Origin of the sequence: Marinobacterium sp. xm-m-312 (assembly GCF_013283295.1) — a bacterium.
In the GTDB taxonomy this organism is placed as follows: Bacteria; Pseudomonadota; Gammaproteobacteria; order Pseudomonadales; family Balneatricaceae; genus Marinobacterium_E.
The window spans coordinates 1-18,813 of the sequence record NZ_WBYS01000008.1; the positions used below are offsets into that span (position 1 = coordinate 1).

Here is an 18,813-nt window from a genome sequence, read left to right on the forward strand (position 1 = left end):
AAGTATGCAGAATCCATTGGGGCTAGAAGAAAGAGATCTTCATCAAAAGCCGGATATATGACTGCAGCTCACCTTAACCATTGGTACTTTTATCTTGCATAACGCGGGACGGACCATATATGACCTTCGGTCTGACCCCATTGTTCGACTATTTCTCTAAAGCGTTAAACCACTGCCCGAGCATGACGCGCTCTTCCGGTAGCATGCCCGTTAGGTTGCCTAAAGGCATCGCCTGAGTCGCGACAGACTGTGCATGAATGCGTGCAGCGCTCATTAGAACATCCTCTTCTGTCTCCAGAATGACACCGGCAGGGGGAGCAGTGAACATCTCACTGGTTGGGTTCTTAGCGTGACAGCTAGTGCAGCGCTCATTGACGATCTGAGTCGCTTGCGCCAGGGTGACGTTGTTACTGCTTAGGGTAGCTTCCATACCTCGATTAGGGTGCGTCACATAAGCAAGGCAGATCATACCCAGAGCCGCGAAGGGGAGTGTCCATGCAAATTTTTGACTCTCGTGGCGGGTATTGAAGTAGTGGCGAACACCGACACTCAACAACGCAATCGCAAATAGAGTGGCCCAGTTCCACTCATGGCCATAGGTGCTTGGGTAGTGGTTGCTGATCATAATGAACAGCACTGGCAGCGTCAGGTAGTTGTTGTGGCGAGAGCGAAGCAGGGCACGAGCGGGCTGTTTTGGATCAGGTTCGCGACCCTCTTTAATTGCTGCAACCAGATCACGCTGTCCCGGCATGATGACGCGGAATACGTTACCCACCATCATGGTGCCGGTAATGGCGCCGATGTGAATGTAGGCAGCACGACCACTGAACACCTGAGTAAAGGCCCAGGCCGCAATAATCAGCAGCATCAGTAGAACCAATCCAAGCAGTGCCGGTTGTTTACCTAAGGGTGATTCACACAAGAAATCATAAATAAACCAACCTGCGATCAGTGACGCGATACTGATCGCAATGCCTTCCCATGCAGTTAGGCCTGAGCCAGGGGCGAGTAGGTAGAGTTCGGCATGTAGGTAGTAGACAACTGCCAACAAGGTAAAACCAGAGAGGAAGGTGGTGTACGCTTCCCATTTAAACCAGTGTAGGTTTTCCGGCATCTGTGGCGGGGCAAGTTTGTACTTCTCTAGATGGTAGATACCACCACCGTGGATGGCCCATAGATCGCCCGATAGACCCTCTCTAGGACTCTTACGGTTTAGGTTGTTCTCCAACCAGACAAAGTAGAAAGAGGCACCAATCCACGCGATACCAACGATCATGTGTATCCAGCGGACCAGTAGGTTGAGCCATTCTGTGTAGTGCGGATCCATATCGACCTCTAAGCGTTTAAATGATTGATATCTGCATCAAGAAGAGTGATCTCTCCGTCAGCAAAAAAGTGTTCGTCGCAGTTATTACCTTCGCCTTTGCGGTCAACGATCAGAAAATCACTGCCGTTCTCTAGCGCTAGGATAGGGTGATGCCACACCCCTTTACCGTAGTTCAGACCCTGACGCCCGTTGCTAATAAAAGCGCGAATATCGTTTGGGTTAGGCTGATCTGCAGGTGGCGCGACGACGATCAGAAAGCGTTGGCGCTCCATCGGGATGAAGGCTTGACTCCCCTGAGGGTGGCGCTCAAGCATCTTGATTTCGAGCGGGTAACTTAAGGTATCTGCCTTGAAGATACTGATAATGGCTTGGTCCTCTTGGCGATTCAGTTCAACCGTTGCCAATTGATGAAACCGCTGAGTTGAGCCATTGTTAATAGGAAAGTGATCAGAGCCTTCCGTCTCGATTACTTGGCCAAAAGGTTCAAAAGCCTCTTTTGTTAACGGTTCAATGGTCAGAGATCTCATCATTCACTCCTATTAAAGGGTTGGTTTACCAAAGACTCTTAAGCGCGACACACCACCATCTGGGTGGATGTTGAGCTTAACGTGAGTAATCGGTCCAAACTCAGGATCTACAGAAAATTTGTGAATCGAGTCGGCGCTTAGCTTCTGGTTAGGTAAGAGTGTTTTCCAAAATAGGCTCTGAGTGGCGATCTGTTCAGGTGAACCGCCACGAACATAGGCCGCTTGAATGTCACAGCTGTCAGGGAAGTTGCCTTTAAAGTGAGCAGTATCGATCTCGATCTCCTCTGCAACCCCTGGACTACCTAATGCCAGAATGACCCAGTCATAGCCTGGTGAGCGGCGGCGTGCTGTCTCCCAGCCATCACCCATATTAACGCCACGGCCAGGATTGGTTAGGTTGCCCATTTTCCCGAAATGCTCATCACTACAGGATAGGGCACAACCGCCATTCAGTGCCGAGACTAGATCGATGCTTTGTGAGTTGTCGACCGAATCCCAGTCGATAAACGGACGTCCATAGACTCGGAAACGCGCAATGCCACCGTCTGGGTAGATGTTTAGGCGAACGTGAGACCAAGGCTGATCGTTGTTCACTTCAAATAGGTGTTCGCTATCGCCCTGAAGATCGACCGATGGAAGCAGTGTGTACCACTTAGTTTTATCATCTGGATCCTGATCTGGCGAGTAACAGACATCGACAGAAGCTGACGGAGGAAAGTTTCCGGTAAAGAAGTTTGTGTTGATCTCTATGGCTTGAATCATGCCCGGTGCGCCAAGACGAATGATTGCATAGTCATAACCTTCAAAACGCTTGCGGCGTGATTCCCAGCCATCCATCCACTTACCAGCATCATCGTAAACACCCTCTTTCCAGACAGGGGGTTCAGGATTTAGCATGCGGTTCACTTCGGCGAACCAGTCATCGGTAACAAAGGTCGCTTTGGCTCCTAGGCGAGCATCTGCAAGGTTAACTAAGCGTTTCAGTTTCTGTTCGTTCATCTATACAACCTCACAAATCAGCCAGACGGAATGCGGCAATTTTATTAATTTCAGCTAAAGCTCGAGCAAACTCTTGCTCTGGCGTGTTATTGATACGCTCCTCAAAGCCAGAGAGGATTGCGTGTTTGTTGCTCCCTTTAACGGCCATGATAAATGGAAATTGGAATTTGGCTTTGTAGGCATCATTGAGCTCGGTAAATCGAGCAAACTCCTCGTCGGTCAGCGTATCGATACCCGCGCTGGCCTGTTCTGACGTCGATTCAGCCGTTAGTTTGCCTGCTCGTGCCGCTTTGCCGGCTAAGTCAGGGTGGGCAACAATGACACCGAGCTGCTCCTCATGGCTAGCACTCAAGAAACAGTCGGCCATTAAGTGGTGAAGCGCATCAATGAGATCGTGCTCTGCTGTGATCCCTTGATCAAATGCTTGTTCAGCAATCCAAGCGGAGTGCTCATAGATGCCACCAAATTTGGTGACGAATTCCTGTTTTGTTAGCTCGCTAGGCGATCCAAATGCAAAGGTGACACTCATCATTAAGCCTCAGGTTTGTGGTATTGATGCCAGTGACGGGCAATATCGATGCGACGTGCGTACCAGACCTTGTCATGACTTTGAACGTAATCTAAGAAACGTTGCAGCGCGGCAATACGTCCAGGGCGACCCAGCAGACGACAGTGCATGCCGATCGATAGCATTTTAGGGGATGTCTCACCCTCTGCGTAGAGGACATCAAAGGCATCTTTTAAGTATTGGAAAAAGTGTTCTCCGGTATTGAAGCCTTGCACCTGCGCAAAACGCATATCGTTGGTATCCAGTGTGTAGGGGACAACGAGATGTTTGCCTTTCGGTCCATCGACCCAGTAGGGCAGGTCATCAGCGTAGGAGTCGGAGTCGTAAAGAAATCCACCTTCTTCCATAACTAACTGACGAGTGTTGGGGCTATCTCGACCGGTGTACCAACCCAGTGGGCGTTGTCCGGTTACTCGCTCGATGATCTCAATGGCTTCCTGCATCTCTTGACGCTCTTGCTCCATCGGCATCTCTTGGTAGGTAATCCATTTTAGAGCGTGTGAACAGATCTCATATCCAGCATCAACGAACGCTTTGGTGACATCAGGGTGGCGTTCCAATGCAGTCGCAACACCAAAAATGGTCAGAGGGATATCCCGTTTTTGGAAGGTATCTAATAAGCGCCATACACCGGCGCGACTTCCGTACTCATAGATCGACTCCATACTCATATGGCGTTGACCTGGGAAGGGGACAGCGGAAGGCATTTCCGAAAGAAAGGCTTCAGACTCTGAGTCGCCATGAAGAATGCAGCGCTCGCCTCCCTCTTCGTAGTTGAGTACAAATGAGAGAGCAATGCGTGATTCATTCGGCCAAGCTGCGTGCGGTGGATTCTTTCCGTAACCGACCAGATCGCGAGGGTAGTTGTTCATACCTAAAACTCCAATATTGATGAGCAGATTGTATACAATTTGTCAGTCAGGTAAATAGCGTAAAAGCATTAAACAGGCTCTAATCATGCAGATAATGCCAATTATCCGATAGACTTTAGTCGACTATTGCTCTATTTGTTAGATTTTATGTATACAAATCGGTATACATAATTAATCAATATTGAGGATTTCATATGAACGGTTATCTAACAACTCATGTTTTAGACACTGCCAACGGTTGTCCTGGTGAAGGGATTGAGCTAACCCTTTTTAAGGTTGAAGAGGGGCAATTAATCGAAGTGGTTTCTGCAGTGACGAATGACGACGGTCGTGTTGATTCTCCAATTCTTCCTAAGGGGGAGTGTGTCAAAGGGGTCTATGAGTTGCACTTCATGGCGGGTGATTACTTTAGACGTCGCGGCACTGAGCTCGCTGAGCCTGCTTTTTTGGATCAGGTTGTTATCCGTTTCGGTATTGCTGACGAAGAAGCGCACTACCATGTACCGCTTCTGATCTCGCCCTACAGTTACTCAACTTACCGCGGTAGCTAAGTAAGAGTTTTCACAGTGGTTGAGCCTAAATCCACACGTCAAAAATCTAAGACTCAAGATCAGCATATCTACGAGGAGATTTTTGACGCTATTTTAGAGCAACGGCTCTGGCCCGGTACTCGCCTGAAAGAGGAGTCCTTGGGTGAAATCTTTGGTGTATCTAGAACCATTATACGACGCACGCTCAGTCGTTTAGCCCACGAGCGTGTAGCAGTTTTTGAACCCAACCGTGGTGCCTTTGTTGCTGAACCCGATGTCTTGGATGCTCGTCAGATTCTAGATGCTCGTCGTCTTATGGAGTTAGCCATTGTTGAGAGGGTGGCAGAGCGTGCCTCGTCGATCAAAGGTGAATTTAAGAAACTCTATGATCTGATCGAGCAGGAGCATAAAAGCAGTGCGGCTGCCGACAAAGGGACGGCCATTCGTTTGTCGGGTGAATTCCACCTAGAGTTAGCAAGACTCTCGGGCAATAAACCCCTGGAGGGGTTTCTTCACTCCCTGGTACCGCAAACCTCGTTAATTATCGCCCTCTATCAGGCCAAAGAGGGGAGTCGTTGTGCCATTGATGAGCACAGTCGTCTGCTGGATGCGCTGAAGCTCGGTGATGCCGAGGAGGCGAAACGTTTAATGGGTGAGCACCTAGATCATATTGAAGAGCGTTTGGCTCTGGATGAGTCACCGGGTAATCGCAATTTGGCTAAGGTGTTTGGGCGCCGAGCTGAAAAAGCTGGCGCATAACGGTGCGTCAAGTTAAATTGGATGCACATAAAAGGTGCAACAGCTTAAGTTTCTGACCTATTGGTTAATGATTTATCCATTTATATCAATGGGTTAGTGATGTTGGCATTTTATGTGCTAACAAAAAATAAGAAAGCTGCATTGAGCAGTTGTTTGTAGGCAATAATGAGCAATGAAAAGATTTCGGCAGCGCAGATGCGCGACCCGAATTACACCCCACCGATGCATCTAGCAATTCCGCTAGGCATTCAACACGTACTGGCGATGTTTATCGCAAACGTAACCCCAGCGATCATCGTTGCGGGTGCAGCGGGATTTGGCTTTGGTTCAAATTCACCTGACTTCCCTAACATGATCTACATGATGCAGATGTGTATGCTCCTTGCGGGTGTTACAACACTGCTTCAGACAATTGGTGCAGGCCCTGTGGGTGCACGTCTTCCGATTGTGCAAGGTACCAGTTTCGCATTCATTCCTATTCTTATCCCATTGGTAGCGGGTAAGGGTGTAGAAGCGATGGCTATGGTGACCGGTGGTGTCCTAGTCGGTGGTCTATTCCAAGCAGCGCTAGCGCCATTTATTGGTCGCCTTCGTTTTGCTTTGCCTCCATTGGTAACTGGTCTGATCGTGCTGATGATCGGTTTGTCACTTCTTAAAGTGGGTATTCAGTACGCGGCAGGTGGCGTTCCGGCGATTGGTAAGCCTGAGTTTGGTTCGTTAGAGAACTGGACTGTTGCTGGTACCGTTATTGTGGTGACCCTAGGTCTGAAATTCTACGGTAAAGGCATGATCAGCTCAGCGGCTATATTGATCGGTCTGATTGCAGGTTACGTTCTGGCCTACTTTATGGGTATGGTTAACTTCGGTAACGTCGGCCGTGCTGCAAGCTTTGCGCTGCCACAGCTCTTCCCATTCGGAATCGAGTTCGGCGCAGGTGCCATCATCGGTATCGCACTTATGTCATTCATCTCTGCGATTGAGACAGTGGGTGACGTATCGGGTATCACCAAAGGTGGTGCGGATCGTGAAGCAACTGATACTGAGATCAAAGGCGCAACTTATGCAGACGGTCTAGGTACAGCGCTATCTGCTCTAGCTGGTGCACTGCCAAATACATCTTTCTCGCAAAACGTTGGTCTGATCGCAATGACGCGTATGATGAGTCGTCACGTGGCAACCATTGGTGCGATCTTCCTGATCGTTTGTGGTCTGATCCCTAAAGTGGGTGCTCTCATCTCTATTGTGCCAATCGAAGTATTGGGTGGTGGTGTTATCGTGATGTTCGGCATGGTTGCCTCTTCAGGTATGAAGATGCTGGCTGATGTGGATTGGAACAGCCGTAACATGGTGATCTTTGCAGTATTACTATCACTTGGCCTGGGTCTAATGCAGGTTCCAGAAGCGCTTCAGCACCTAGACGGTACAGTTAAGGCGCTTTTAACAACAGGTCTACTACCAGCAGCAGTCTGCGCCATCGTACTCAACCTGTTTATGCCTCATCCTAAGAAGGAAGAGGAGTAAGTTTTTAACTTACCTTTCTAATCGATCAAAGGCCCCTTATGGGGCCTTTTCAGTTGGAGCCTTATCACAGATGAGGCGATTTTTATCAGCACGCATCGCGGCCTTTTCAAGACCGCTCCAACGGTTCGCACGCTGAATTGATGTTGGAGCCTCATCGAAGATGAGGCGATTTATATCGGTAAAAATCGCGGCCTTTTCAAGACCGCTCCAACGGTTCGCACGCTGAATTGATGTTGGAGCCTTATCGAAGATGAGGCGATTTATATCGCTAAAAATCGCGGCCTTTTTAAGACCGCTCCAACGGTTCGCGTGCCGAGTTGATGTTGGAGCCTTATCGTAGATGAGGCGATCGTTTCTGACTGCGGATGACAGGCTGAAGCCAGTCACGGCAGCTCCGTAGTTGAGTTCTCGCCTGTCAGCCGCTATATGGCTAATCTCACAACCCTAAACAAGTGCACCAAAATACCCTTAAAAAATTTACTTTTGCGATCTTTTGGTGCGCAATTCTGTCATAAATGTCACTTAATGGTGCGCTGTAAAATCTCTTCATATGCGTCAAATAGAATAATATTAATTGTTTATATTATTGTTTTTAAACATAAATAAAATTAATTTACGGACTATTTCAAAAACTGGCACGCACTCTGCAATAAGAAAAACATCTAGGTTACTAATCAAAGGAGAAGACCCTGATGTCTAAATCAACTATGTTTAAATCTGCTGCGCTAGCCTTAGCTGTTTCTGCAACGAATCTTGCAATGGCGGCTGATACGATCAAAGTGGGCGTGCTTCACTCACTGTCGGGCACAATGGCGATCAGTGAGACAACACTGAAAGACACCATGCTGATGCTGATCGAAGAGCAGAACAAGAAGGGCGGTTTACTAGGTAAACAACTTGAGCCTGTGGTTGTCGACCCAGCGTCTAACTGGCCACTGTTTGCTGAGAAAGCACGTGAGCTAGTTGAGAAAGAGAAGGTGGACGCGATCTTCGGTTGTTGGACATCAGTGTCGCGTAAATCGGTTCTTCCGGTTATTGAAGAGCTAGACAGCCTCATGTTCTACCCAGTTCAGTATGAAGGTGAAGAGTCGTCTAAAAACGTCTTCTACACAGGTGCTGCGCCAAACCAGCAGGCGATTCCAGCGGTTGATTACCTAATGAACGAGTTGGGTGTTGAGCGTTGGGTGCTAGCCGGTACTGACTATGTCTACCCACGTACAACTAACAAAATCTTGGATGCTTACCTAAAAGCGGCGGGTGTTGCTGAAGAGGACATCATGGTGAACTACACGCCATTCGGTCACTCTGATTGGCAGTCGATTGTATCGGACATTAAAAAGTTCGGTTCAGCGGGTAAGAAGACTGCGGTTGTCTCTACCATTAACGGCGATGCCAACGTACCTTTCTACAAAGAGCTAGGTTCACAGGGCATCAGCTCTGAAGATATTCCAGTGGTTGCTTTCTCTGTCGGTGAAGAGGAGCTATCTGGTATGGATACTGGACCGCTTGTAGGTCACCTAGCTGCTTGGAACTACTTCATGAGCGTTGATAGTGAAGTGAACGATGAGTTTATCGAGAACTGGCACTCATTCATTGGTAACGAAGATCGTGTAACCAATGACCCAATGGAAGCGCACTACATCGGCTTCAACATGTGGGCTAAAGCGGTTGAAAAAGCTGGTACAACGGATCCATCGGCTGTCCAAGATGCTCTCATCGGTGTCTCTGTACCAAACCTTACAGGTGGCCTATCCACTATGATGCCAAACCACCACATCTCTAAACCGGTTCTGATCGGTGAGATCCAAGATGATGGTCAATTTGAAGTGGTCTCTTCAACTTCAGGTTTGGTGGTTGGTGATGCATGGTCTGATTTCCTAGAGGGTTCTAAAGACCTTATCTCAGACTGGCGCCAGCCACTCTCTTGCGGGAACTACAACGTGAAAACCGCAACCTGTTCTGGTCAGAACTTCTAATCTTTCTTAACAAGAAAAGACCAGGCGGCAGATACTGCCGCCTTTTTTCCACCTGTAAGGAATCTCATCATGTTGCGATCTGTTAGAAAATCGCTTCTAAGCTCTCTGATGCTGATCATCTCGCTGCTTGCTCTGCCAGTTCTAGCAGGCGAGGCTGAGTTTAATCAGTACGAAGAGAAGCTGACAAAAGCAAAGTTTACTGAAAAATCACGCATTATTAGCGACTGGATGGCTACCGATTCAGGCGAGGCCCTATCCTTAGTTCAACTGATGCTCGACAGCCAACTCTACTACCACAAAAAAGAGAAGCAGCTCTATCGAGTTGAGAAGGCTGAAAAGGGGGCTGAGGCAATCAGGCTGCGTGATGGCAGTTTGGTTGTGATCGACAATAAGCGTCACTTTAAACGTGTCAGTATCAATAACACTTTGCGCTCTGAATTTGGTGCGCTGCTTTCAACCGCGGCTCTGCTTGCAGAGAGTCCAGCGGATCGACGCAGTGCTGCCCTGGATTTGATTGGAACCGCAACTCCAGAGGTGGTGGGTCAATTGCGTGAGCTCATCAAGTCTGAATCCGATCCCTCTGTTCTAGAGGCCTTTAATATCGTGCTAGCTGTGGCTGACCTAAACGGTGATAACACAACACGAGCAGCGAAAGCCATTACAACACTTGCGGATACCCTTGAGCCCGCGGCTCTGGCGGCACTGACACAGTTTGTTGAGCGCTCCAGTGATGAGGTGCTTGTTGCGGCTGCTAATAAGGCTATACAGACTCACCAAGATCAGGCCTCTTTCTACTCGGGTGTTGAGACTGTCTACTTTGGACTCAGTTTGGGGTCGGTATTGGTACTTGCTGGAATTGGCTTGGCCATCACCTTTGGTGTGATGGGGGTTATTAATATGGCCCATGGTGAGCTGATCATGATCGGCGCCTACACGACCTATGTCGTGCAACTATTGATGCCTAACTCGATTGAGTACTCCCTATTTGTCGCCATTCCAGCAGCGTTTGTTGTCTCTGGTCTGGTAGGTATTGCGATTGAACGAGGTGTGATTCGCTTCTTATACGGTCGACCGCTGGAAACGCTGTTGGCGACCTTCGGTATCTCACTGGTATTACAACAAGCTGTGCGCTCGATCTTCTCACCACTGAACCGTAGTGTTGAAACACCCTCATGGATGGCCGGTTCTATTGAGATCAATCCACTTCTCTCGCTGACTGAGAGTCGTCTTTACATCATCTTCTTCTGTCTGTTTGTCTTTGTTGCTCTGTCGCTAGTCATGAAGCGAACCCGCTTGGGTCTTCAGGTGCGAGCGGTATCACAGAATCGTGCGATGGCTCGTGCTATGGGCGTTCGCTCTGAGTGGGTTGATGCGATGACCTTCGGTTTGGGGTCGGGTGTTGCCGGTGTGGCTGGTGTAGCACTTTCACAGCTGACCAATGTGGGGCCCAATTTAGGCCAGGCCTACATCATCGACTCCTTTATGGTGGTGGTCTTTGGTGGTGTAGGGAACCTCTGGGGAACCCTGGTTGCAGGCTTGAGTTTAGGACTGGCAAACAAGGTCATGGAGCCTTGGGCGGGTGCCGTGTTAGCGAAAATTCTCGTGCTTGTGTTCATCATCCTCTTTATCCAAAAACGTCCACGTGGCTTGTTCCCACAACGCGGTCGAGCAGCGGAGGGTTAATTCGATGTTTCTATTACAGATTCTTAAAAATGATAAGGGTGGACGTTGGCTTATTGGCCTCTTGATCGCTCTGATTGTTGCGGTTCCGGTGCTGAACAGTCTGCCAGCGGATTCGGCTCTTCATGTGCCGACCTATACCATTTCTTTACTGGGTAAATACCTGACGCTGGCGCTTCTAGCGGTGGCTGTCGATCTGGTTTGGGGCTATTTGGGCATCCTTACTCTAGGGCATGCGGCATTCTTTGCGCTGGGCGGCTACGCAATGGGTATGTACCTAATGCGTCAAATTGGTGATCGAGGTGTCTATGGGAATCCCGATCTGCCGGACTTTATGGTCTTCCTAAACTGGCAGGAGCTTCCCTGGTTCTGGAGCGGTTTTGATCAGTTCTGGTTCGCAGCCTTAATGGTCCTATTGGTACCAGGGTTGCTGGCTTATGTCTTTGGCGCTCTGGCTTTTCGTTCACGCGTTTCAGGGGTCTACCTGTCGATCATCACTCAAGCGTTAACCTACGCATTAATGTTGGCGTTTTATCGTAACGAGATGGGGTTTGGTGGTAACAACGGCCTGACCGACTTTAAAGACATTATCGGATTCAGTCTGTCTGATGATGCAACCAAGATCGGGCTCTTTATTGCCAGTGCTGTGGCTTTAATGGTCGGATACTTGATCAGTCGTGCGTTAACTGAAAGCCGCGCGGGCAGAGCCTGTGTCGCAGTGCGAGATTCTGAATCGCGTGCTCGCTTTATGGGTTACCGTGTGGAGAACATAAAACTCTGGGTGTTTACTATCTCGGCCATGATTGCCGGCGTCGCTGGTGCACTCTACGTGCCTCAAGTGGGCATCATCAACCCGAATGAATTTTCGCCTCTAAACTCCATTGAGGTCGTGGTCTGGGTCGCGGTGGGTGGTCGTGCCTCGCTCTATGGCGCGGTGATCGGTGCGCTGTTAATTAACTATGCAAAATCTTACTTCACCGTCGAGTTGCCAGACGTTTGGCTGTTCGCTCTGGGTGGTCTGTTTGTATTGGTGACGCTCTTTTTACCCAAAGGGGTGGTGGGTCTGATTCGTAAAAAGGAGACCGTCTAATGTCTGGATTCTCACTGCAGGAGTTTATGCGTCGTGATCAGGTGTTCGATATTGTGAATGCTGCACAGAGTGAGCGACTCAATGTCGATAAGCAGATTCTTCTCTATCTGGAAGGGTTATCGGTTAGCTTTGATGGCTTTAAGGCGATTAATGATCTCAATCTCTACATACGAGATGGGGAGTTACGCTGCATCATCGGGCCAAATGGTGCTGGCAAAACGACCATGATGGATATCATTACCGGTAAAACTAAACCCGATACAGGTACCGCCTATTTTGGTCAAACGATTGACCTGCTCAACATGGATGAACCGGCCATTGCTGAGGCGGGAATAGGGCGCAAGTTCCAGAAACCGACGGTGTTTGAGAACTTATCGGTGTTTGCCAACCTGGAGTTGGCGATGGCACAAAATCGAGATTTTATCTCGCTTTACACAGCCAAGCTAAGCTCTGAACAGTCTGATCGAATAGCCGATGTGCAGCAGCTTATCGGTTTGGCGGAGCAGAGTTTTAAACTGGCAGGCGCTCTGTCGCACGGACAGAAGCAGTGGTTAGAGATCGGCATGCTGTTAATGCAGAGGCCACGACTTCTTCTGGTGGACGAACCCGTCGCAGGTATGACTCACCAAGAGATGGACAAGACCGCAGAGCTGCTGATCTCGTTGGCCGGTAAACACTCAGTGGTGGTGGTTGAACACGATATGGAGTTCGTTCGAAACCTAGCCGAGGGTGGTCGCACCGTGAGTGTACTGCATCAGGGTTCGGTGTTAGCCGAAGGTACCATGGATCAAGTTCAGAATGACGACCGCGTGAAGCAGGTCTACCTTGGAGAGTAGTGGGATGCTTGAACTTAACAAAGTGAATCAGTTTTACGGTGAAAGTCACACCCTTTGGGATCTTGATCTTGCTGTTCAAGAGGGTGAGTGCAGTGTCTTAATGGGGCGCAATGGTGTTGGCAAAACGACTCTGTTGGACTGTGTAATGGGGCACAACAAGATCAAACAGGGTGAGATTCGTTTCATGGGGGAGGATATCTCTAAGCTTAGCGTTGAAAAGCGCCCCTATATTGGTATTGGTTATGTGCCACAGGGTCGTCAAATTTTTCCGTTGATGACGGTTGAGGAGAATCTACAGATCGGATTGCCTGTATTGCCGCGCGGTGCACGCAAAATACCGGACTATATTTTTGATCTATTCCCCGTTTTAAAAGAGATGCTGGCTCGTCGTGGTGGGGATTTGAGTGGTGGACAACAGCAACAGTTAGCCATTGCTCGAGCACTCGTAGTCAATCCAAAATTGTTGATTCTGGATGAGCCTACTGAAGGTATTCAGCCCAATATTGTCAAGCAGATCGGCGATATCATTCGCCAATTGAACCAAGAGCTTGGGCTGACTGTTCTGCTCGTTGAGCAGAAGCTCCCGTTTGCTCGCAAAGTCGGAGATGTGTTCACACTGCTAGATCGCGGTCGCAATGTTGCTGCTGGCTCAATGGATCAACTTGATGATACATTGGTTTCAAAGTATCTAACGGTTTAAGGGATATTGTGAACGCACTGACTGGCCGCCAAGGGTGGCATGCTGAACTGACGCTTGGTTATCAACTGCGCGGTGATAAGACGCGCTTGGTGGACTCCAAACGGGAGGGACCATTGGCTGTACAGCGCGCCTTTTATCCTGAAGGCGAGGTATGCCACACCTACCTCCTACATCCCCCCGGAGGTGTAGTGGCCGGTGATGACCTCAATATCGATTTGCAGGTCTCCAAGGATGCAAAGATTCTTCTAACGACTCCTGGAGCGACTAAGTTTTATCGCTCTATCGGTCCAGTTGCAGAGGTCCATCAGTGCTTAACGGTCGCTGCTGGCGGCTCTTTAGAGTGGATGCCACTGGAGAATATATTCTTCCCAGGCACCCAATCCCATATTGTCACCGAAGTGCATTTAGAGACGGGCGCTCATTTTATCGGCTGGGAGATCAACTGCTTTGGTCGTCCCTCTAATGAAGAGCGTTTTGAAACAGGGCAGTTAAGTTCAGAGATGCGAATCTATCGTGACGGCGAACCGGTGCTGTTCGATCGATTTGCAACCGATGGAGCTTCCCTGATCGACTGTTCGATCGGTTTAAAAGGGGTGTCAGGTTATGCATCGATGGTCGCGACCGTTGATGATCAGGATCTGTTAGAGCAGGTTCAACAGCTGCTGTCAGATGATCCACTTTCAGGCGCCACTCTGATGGATGGTCTACTGGTCGTTCGCACCATTTCAGAGCAGAGCCAAGAGGTTATTTCCCTCTTTTCTAGCGTTTGGCGTCTCATTCGACCTCAATCTCTTGGAAAAGAGGCCGTAGTGCCTCGTATTTGGGCAACCTGAACCAAGTTGATTCTAAAACGCACTCAAGTAGTGCGTTTTTTTTGCCAAAAATCCAGCTGGGTCATTTTGGTTGTTGTCGATTTTTGGATTTTTCAAGATGATGTCTGCTATTTGTTCGATTTTATTCCATTTTTAGGCTTTTTATAAAAACTGGTCTCTATTTTGCTAAGTCTAATTTATTAACTCTCATGAACACCGCTTAAGGGAACTATCATGGAACTGACACCCAGAGAGAAAGACAAACTACTGATATTCACCGCAGCGCTGCTCGCTGAACGTCGTAAAGATCGTGGTTTGAAATTGAACTACCCCGAAGCGGTTGCGCTCATCAGTGCAGCAGTGATGGAAGGGGCGCGCGATGGTCGCACCGTTGCTGAATTGATGGACTATGGCCGCACCTTGCTGACTCGTGAAGAGGTTATGGAGGGGGTGCCAGAGATGATCCATGACGTTCAGGTTGAGGCAACCTTCCCTGATGGGACCAAATTGGTCACCGTCCATGAACCGATTGTTTAAGAGGTGGCTTAATGATTCCAGGTGAATACAAAGTTGATGCGGGCAGTATCAATCTCAATGAGGGTCGAGAGACCATCAAAGTCAGCGTCGCGAACACCGGTGATCGTCCGGTTCAGATTGGCTCTCACTACCACTTCTATGAGGTCAATGAAGCCCTCATTTTTGACCGTGAAAAAGCACGGGGTTTTAGACTAAACATTGCCGCGGGAACAGCGGTCCGTTTTGAACCAGGTCAATCGCGCGAGGTCGAGTTGGTGGCACTGACGGGTGACCGCGTTGTTTATGGATTTCAAGCCAAAGTCAGTGGCCAATTGGATTAGGAGATCAGAATGTCTGTTATTGATCGCACCGCGTATGCAGAAATGTTTGGTCCAACCACAGGAGACCGTGTTCGCTTAGCGGATACCGAGCTCTGGTTAGAGGTCGAGAAGGATTACACGACCTATGGTGAGGAGGTTAAGTTTGGTGGCGGTAAGGTTATCCGTGATGGTATGGGTCAGAGCCAAGCCTGCCGTATTGATACACCGGATCTGGTCATTACCAATGCATTGATTCTTGATCACTGGGGGATAGTAAAAGCCGATGTTGCCGTTCGCGATGGTCGTATCTTTGCGATTGGTAAAGCCGGTAATCCTGATATCCAACCTAATGTTGATATTGTCGTTGGTCCCAGCACAGAAGTGATTGCCGGTGAAGGCAGCATTCTAACGGCTGGCGGGATTGATGCTCACATTCACTTTATCTGTCCGCAGCAGGTTGATGAAGCGCTCTGCTCAGGCGTCACCACGATGATCGGTGGTGGCACAGGCCCAGCCACAGGTACCAATGCAACCACCTGTACACCAGGTGCATGGAACATTGCCCGAATGCTGGAAGCAGTAGACTCATTACCAATGAACTTCGGTTTCTTAGGTAAGGGTAACGCTAGTCTTCCCGAGCCGTTAATCGAACAGGTTGAAGCGGGTGCTATCGGGCTTAAATTGCATGAAGATTGGGGCACTACGCCCGCTTCAATCGATAACTGCCTGAGCGTTGCAGAGAAATACGATGTTCAGGTAGCGATTCACACTGACACATTAAATGAATCAGGCTTTGTCGAAGCGACACTGGATGCGATCGGTGACCGTGTGATTCACACCTACCACACAGAGGGAGCGGGTGGTGGTCACGCACCGGATATCATTAAGGCAGCAGGCCTTAAAAATGTGCTGCCTTCGTCAACCAATCCAACACGTCCTTACACCATTAATACGGTGGATGAGCACCTCGACATGCTGATGGTTTGTCACCATCTAGATCCCAGTATTGCTGAGGATGTCGCCTTTGCAGAGTCACGTATTCGTCGCGAAACCATCGCCGCAGAGGATATCCTTCACGATCTTGGCGCTTTTTCGATGATCTCATCGGATTCACAAGCGATGGGTCGAGTTGGGGAGGTTGTCATTCGTACCTGGCAGACTGCGCATAAGATGAAAGTACAGAGAGGCCCTTTAGAGGCGGACTCTGAGCGCAACGATAACCATCGTTTGAAACGCTACATTGCTAAATACACCATTAACCCGGCCATCGCCCATGGAATTTCACACGAAGTGGGGTCAATTGAGGTCGGTAAACTGGCCGATCTTGTGTTGTGGAAACCCGCTTTCTTTGGCACTAAACCCAGTCTGGTGTTGAAGGCGGGTATGATCGCGACGGCTCCTATGGGCGATCCTAATGCATCCATTCCAACGCCTCAGCCTGTTCACTATCGTCCAATGTTTGCCAGCATTGGTAAAGCGGCTCAAAGCACGTCAATGACCTTCCTATCTCAAGCAGCTGTTGCTGCTGGAGTGGCTGAAGAGCTTGGTCTGCAGTCGATGATTGGAGTAGTGAAAGGGTGCAGAACCGCCACCAAAGATCAGATGGTTCATAACGATTGGCAGCCCGATATTCAGGTGGATCCTCAAACCTATGAGGTCACAGCAGATGGCATGACGTTGACCTGTGACCCGGCCGAAATATTGCCGATGGCGCAGCGCTATTTCCTATTTTAAGTAAGACAGTAACGAGATGATTAAACTGAATAAAAAGCTGGAGTCCCATTCAGCTGAAACCGATCTGACGCTTGAGTTAACCATTGATCAGCGCATACGTAGCCGTCTGAGAGTGACGCTCTCAAATGGTACAGAGGCCGGTTTGGATCTACCACGCGGGGAGATACTTCGTGGGGGCGAACAGTTAACGAATGATGATGGGGTAGTTGTGACAGTGCAAGCCGCGGCTGAACCTCTGTCAGTGGTTAGAACCAGTGACCCACTTCTAAAATCACGTATCTGTTACCACCTGGGTAACCGACACGTGCCGCTTGAGATCAATGATGAGTATGTTAGCTACCAACATGACCATGTGTTGGACGACATGGTGGTTGGATTGGGTGGTGCAGTGACCTGTGAGTCACTGCCGTTTGAACCTGAGGCTGGCGCCTATGGTGGTTCTAGTCACGGACACTCGCACAGCCATTCACACAGTCATGCAGATCATCAACATTCACATTAATTCTTTATAGATTAAGTATTTAACAGGAATCTAATATAATGAACATTAAATTATTGTCGCTTCTTATGATCGCCCCAACTGCGGCCTTTGCTCATACCGGTGATCACTCTAATTTGACTTCAGCTTTGGGGCATGCCTTCTCCTCAGTTGAGCATGCAGCACTCTCTTTGGCCGTTGTTGGCTCCATCGCAGCAACACTGGCCCTAGCGACCCGTATAAAGACCAAAGCACAGGCGCAACGTGCTAAGTGATCTTCGTCTTTTTCAGCTGATCAGTCCGTCACTGCCGGTCGGTGCATTCACCTACTCGCAAGGGTTGGAGTTGGCGGTTGAAGCGGGCTGGGTAGACTCTCAAGAGCGATTTGAAGCCTGGTTAACAGAACAGTTAAATCACTCCCTAACGACACTTGAGCTACCGATGCTGGATCGAATGCTTAACGCCTTAGATGAAGCCGATGCACAGGCATTTAACCAACTGACAAAAGAGTTGATCGCTTGGCGCGAAACTAAAGAGCTTCGTCTTGAAGAGAGACAGCGTGGGGCGGCGTTAGCGCGCCTGCTTCCTCAGTTGGATGTAAACCTAGAAGGTCTCTTGTTGGAGGCCTGCCAGCGAACACAATTAGCAGGTATCGCGATTGCCGCGCATCAATGGCAAATCCCTCGGGATAAACTGTTTGCTGGTTACCTTTGGAGCTGGCTAGAGAATGCCGTTATGGCTGGCGTTAAGCTGATTCCACTCGGTCAGACACAAGGCCAGCAGACGCTACAACGAATGGCCTATTCAATAGAGCAGTCAGTTGAACATTCCAAAGGGGTATTAAACCCCAGTAGCGTGACGCCAGCATTAGCGATTGCAAGCAGTCGACACGAAACACAATACACACGATTATTTAGATCTTAGGAGCAGTCATGAGTGACTATAAATCCCCACTTCGAATTGGTGTAGGTGGTCCAGTAGGTTCAGGTAAAACAGCACTACTCGAGGCGTTGTGTAAAGCGATGCGAGATCACTACAACCTTGCCGTTGTGACCAACGATATCTACACCCAAGAGGATGCAAAGATTTTGACTCGCGCTGAAGCGCTAGAGCCTGATCGCATCATTGGTGTGGAAACGGGTGGTTGCCCGCATACCGCTATTCGTGAAGATGCCTCAATGAATCTAGCGGCAGTTGAAGAGCTGGCTAAACGACATAAAACGCTGGATCTTGTCTTTGTTGAGTCTGGTGGTGATAACCTCAGTGCAACCTTCAGTCCAGAGTTGGCGGATCTTACGATCTACGTCATCGATGTGGCAGAGGGCGAAAAGATTCCTCGTAAAGGTGGACCGGGAATCACTAAATCGGATCTGTTGGTGATCAACAAAATCGATTTGGCACCTTACGTCGGTGCTGATCTCTCGGTAATGGAGTCAGATACCAATCGAATGCGCCCCGAGAAACCTTGGGTCTTCACCAATCTAAAAGAGGGTAAAGGGCTGCAAGATATCATCGACTTCATCGTGCATCAGGGGATGTTGGATAGTTAATTGAAGCAGCGAGGCGAT

Annotated in this window: 22 protein-coding genes; 16 read left to right on the top strand and 6 right to left on the bottom strand. The window is 49.1% G+C overall.

Annotation, left to right across the window (positions count from 1 at the left end):
* Window positions 1–148 precede the first annotated feature (148 nt).
* Genes XMM312_RS10145 through puuE form a run of 5 tightly spaced genes read right to left on the bottom strand, consistent with a single transcriptional unit; the run spans window position 149 to window position 4,293 of the window.
* Window positions 149–1,327, bottom strand: a complete 1,179-nt coding sequence (locus tag XMM312_RS10145) for a urate hydroxylase PuuD (RefSeq protein WP_173489179.1) — start codon at window positions 1,325–1,327, stop codon at window positions 149–151.
* 8 nt (window positions 1,328–1,335) lie between these two features.
* Window positions 1,336–1,854 carry an ureidoglycolate lyase gene (locus XMM312_RS10150; RefSeq protein WP_173483639.1) on the bottom strand — a complete coding sequence of 173 codons (519 nt, stop codon included), beginning with the start codon at window positions 1,852–1,854 and terminating at the stop codon, window positions 1,336–1,338.
* A 12-nt stretch (window positions 1,855–1,866) separates the two neighbouring features.
* Window positions 1,867–2,853 carry an allantoicase gene (alc, locus tag XMM312_RS10155; protein WP_173481081.1) on the bottom strand — a complete coding sequence of 329 codons (987 nt, stop codon included), beginning with the start codon at window positions 2,851–2,853 and terminating at the stop codon, window positions 1,867–1,869.
* A gap of 10 nt (window positions 2,854–2,863) precedes the next feature.
* Window positions 2,864–3,385 carry a 2-oxo-4-hydroxy-4-carboxy-5-ureidoimidazoline decarboxylase gene (gene uraD, locus XMM312_RS10160; RefSeq protein WP_217363908.1) on the bottom strand — a complete coding sequence of 174 codons (522 nt, stop codon included), beginning with the start codon at window positions 3,383–3,385 and terminating at the stop codon, window positions 2,864–2,866.
* Complete coding sequence (gene puuE, locus XMM312_RS10165; RefSeq protein WP_173489180.1) at window positions 3,385–4,293, bottom strand: allantoinase PuuE; 909 nt, start codon at window positions 4,291–4,293, stop codon at window positions 3,385–3,387. The genes uraD and puuE overlap by 1 nt, the downstream gene beginning before the upstream one ends.
* 194 nt (window positions 4,294–4,487) lie before the next feature.
* Between puuE and uraH the strand changes: the two genes are divergently transcribed.
* The 3 genes from uraH to XMM312_RS10180 all read left to right on the top strand — a co-directional run bounded on the left by uraH (window position 4,488) and on the right by XMM312_RS10180 (window position 7,103).
* Window positions 4,488–4,844 carry a hydroxyisourate hydrolase gene (uraH, locus tag XMM312_RS10170; protein WP_173481079.1) on the top strand — a complete coding sequence of 119 codons (357 nt, stop codon included), beginning with the start codon at window positions 4,488–4,490 and terminating at the stop codon, window positions 4,842–4,844.
* A gap of 15 nt (window positions 4,845–4,859) precedes the next feature.
* Window positions 4,860–5,582 (top strand): GntR family transcriptional regulator, encoded by a 723-nt coding sequence (locus XMM312_RS11570; RefSeq protein WP_173489181.1) that lies wholly within the window; start codon window positions 4,860–4,862, stop codon window positions 5,580–5,582.
* Window positions 5,583–5,747: 165 nt separating this feature from the next.
* Window positions 5,748–7,103, top strand: a complete 1,356-nt coding sequence (locus XMM312_RS10180) for a uracil-xanthine permease family protein (RefSeq protein WP_173489182.1) — start codon at window positions 5,748–5,750, stop codon at window positions 7,101–7,103.
* Between the two features lie 36 nt (window positions 7,104–7,139).
* Here XMM312_RS10180 and XMM312_RS10185 read toward each other — a convergent pair whose 3' ends face one another.
* A complete protein-coding gene (locus tag XMM312_RS10185) occupies window positions 7,140–7,490 on the bottom strand; it encodes a hypothetical protein (RefSeq protein ID WP_173489183.1) in 351 nt (116 codons plus the stop codon).
* Window positions 7,491–7,795: 305 nt separating this feature from the next.
* Between XMM312_RS10185 and urtA the strand changes: the two genes are divergently transcribed.
* From urtA to ureG, 13 genes are all read left to right on the top strand, one after another.
* On the top strand, window positions 7,796–9,079 hold the full coding sequence (gene urtA / locus XMM312_RS10190; RefSeq protein ID WP_173483644.1) for an urea ABC transporter substrate-binding protein: 1,284 nt from the start codon (window positions 7,796–7,798) through the stop codon (window positions 9,077–9,079).
* Between the two features lie 69 nt (window positions 9,080–9,148).
* Window positions 9,149–10,762 (top strand): urea ABC transporter permease subunit UrtB, encoded by a 1,614-nt coding sequence (urtB, locus tag XMM312_RS10195; protein WP_173489184.1) that lies wholly within the window; start codon window positions 9,149–9,151, stop codon window positions 10,760–10,762.
* 4 nt (window positions 10,763–10,766) lie between these two features.
* A complete protein-coding gene (gene urtC, locus XMM312_RS10200; protein WP_173489185.1) occupies window positions 10,767–11,849 on the top strand; it encodes an urea ABC transporter permease subunit UrtC in 1,083 nt (360 codons plus the stop codon).
* Complete coding sequence (urtD, locus tag XMM312_RS10205) at window positions 11,849–12,685, top strand: urea ABC transporter ATP-binding protein UrtD (protein ID WP_173483646.1); 837 nt, start codon at window positions 11,849–11,851, stop codon at window positions 12,683–12,685. Before urtC ends, urtD begins: the two co-directional genes overlap by 1 nt.
* 4 nt (window positions 12,686–12,689) lie before the next feature.
* Entirely contained in the window at window positions 12,690–13,385 is a 696-nt protein-coding gene (gene urtE / locus XMM312_RS10210) for an urea ABC transporter ATP-binding subunit UrtE (protein ID WP_173489186.1), read from the top strand.
* A gap of 8 nt (window positions 13,386–13,393) precedes the next feature.
* Window positions 13,394–14,218, top strand: a complete 825-nt coding sequence (locus XMM312_RS10215) for an urease accessory protein UreD (RefSeq protein WP_173489187.1) — start codon at window positions 13,394–13,396, stop codon at window positions 14,216–14,218.
* Between the two features lie 213 nt (window positions 14,219–14,431).
* Window positions 14,432–14,734, top strand: coding sequence for an urease subunit gamma (gene ureA, locus XMM312_RS10220; RefSeq protein WP_173483649.1), 303 nt, complete (start codon window positions 14,432–14,434; stop codon window positions 14,732–14,734).
* A gap of 11 nt (window positions 14,735–14,745) precedes the next feature.
* A complete protein-coding gene (locus tag XMM312_RS10225; protein ID WP_173484040.1) occupies window positions 14,746–15,054 on the top strand; it encodes an urease subunit beta in 309 nt (102 codons plus the stop codon).
* 9 nt (window positions 15,055–15,063) lie between these two features.
* Window positions 15,064–16,767 (top strand): urease subunit alpha, encoded by a 1,704-nt coding sequence (ureC, locus tag XMM312_RS10230; RefSeq protein ID WP_173489188.1) that lies wholly within the window; start codon window positions 15,064–15,066, stop codon window positions 16,765–16,767.
* Window positions 16,768–16,783: 16 nt separating this feature from the next.
* Entirely contained in the window at window positions 16,784–17,269 is a 486-nt protein-coding gene (gene ureE / locus XMM312_RS10235) for an urease accessory protein UreE (protein ID WP_173489189.1), read from the top strand.
* Window positions 17,270–17,307: 38 nt separating this feature from the next.
* Window positions 17,308–17,520 (top strand): hypothetical protein, encoded by a 213-nt coding sequence (locus tag XMM312_RS10240; protein WP_173489190.1) that lies wholly within the window; start codon window positions 17,308–17,310, stop codon window positions 17,518–17,520.
* Window positions 17,510–18,169, top strand: coding sequence for an urease accessory UreF family protein (locus XMM312_RS10245; protein ID WP_173489191.1), 660 nt, complete (start codon window positions 17,510–17,512; stop codon window positions 18,167–18,169). The genes XMM312_RS10240 and XMM312_RS10245 overlap by 11 nt, the downstream gene beginning before the upstream one ends.
* Before the next feature lie 8 nt (window positions 18,170–18,177).
* Window positions 18,178–18,795: an urease accessory protein UreG gene (gene ureG / locus XMM312_RS10250; RefSeq protein WP_173483655.1), complete on the top strand. Its 618-nt coding sequence runs from the start codon at window positions 18,178–18,180 to the stop codon at window positions 18,793–18,795.
* The last annotated feature ends 18 nt before the right edge of the window (window positions 18,796–18,813 follow it).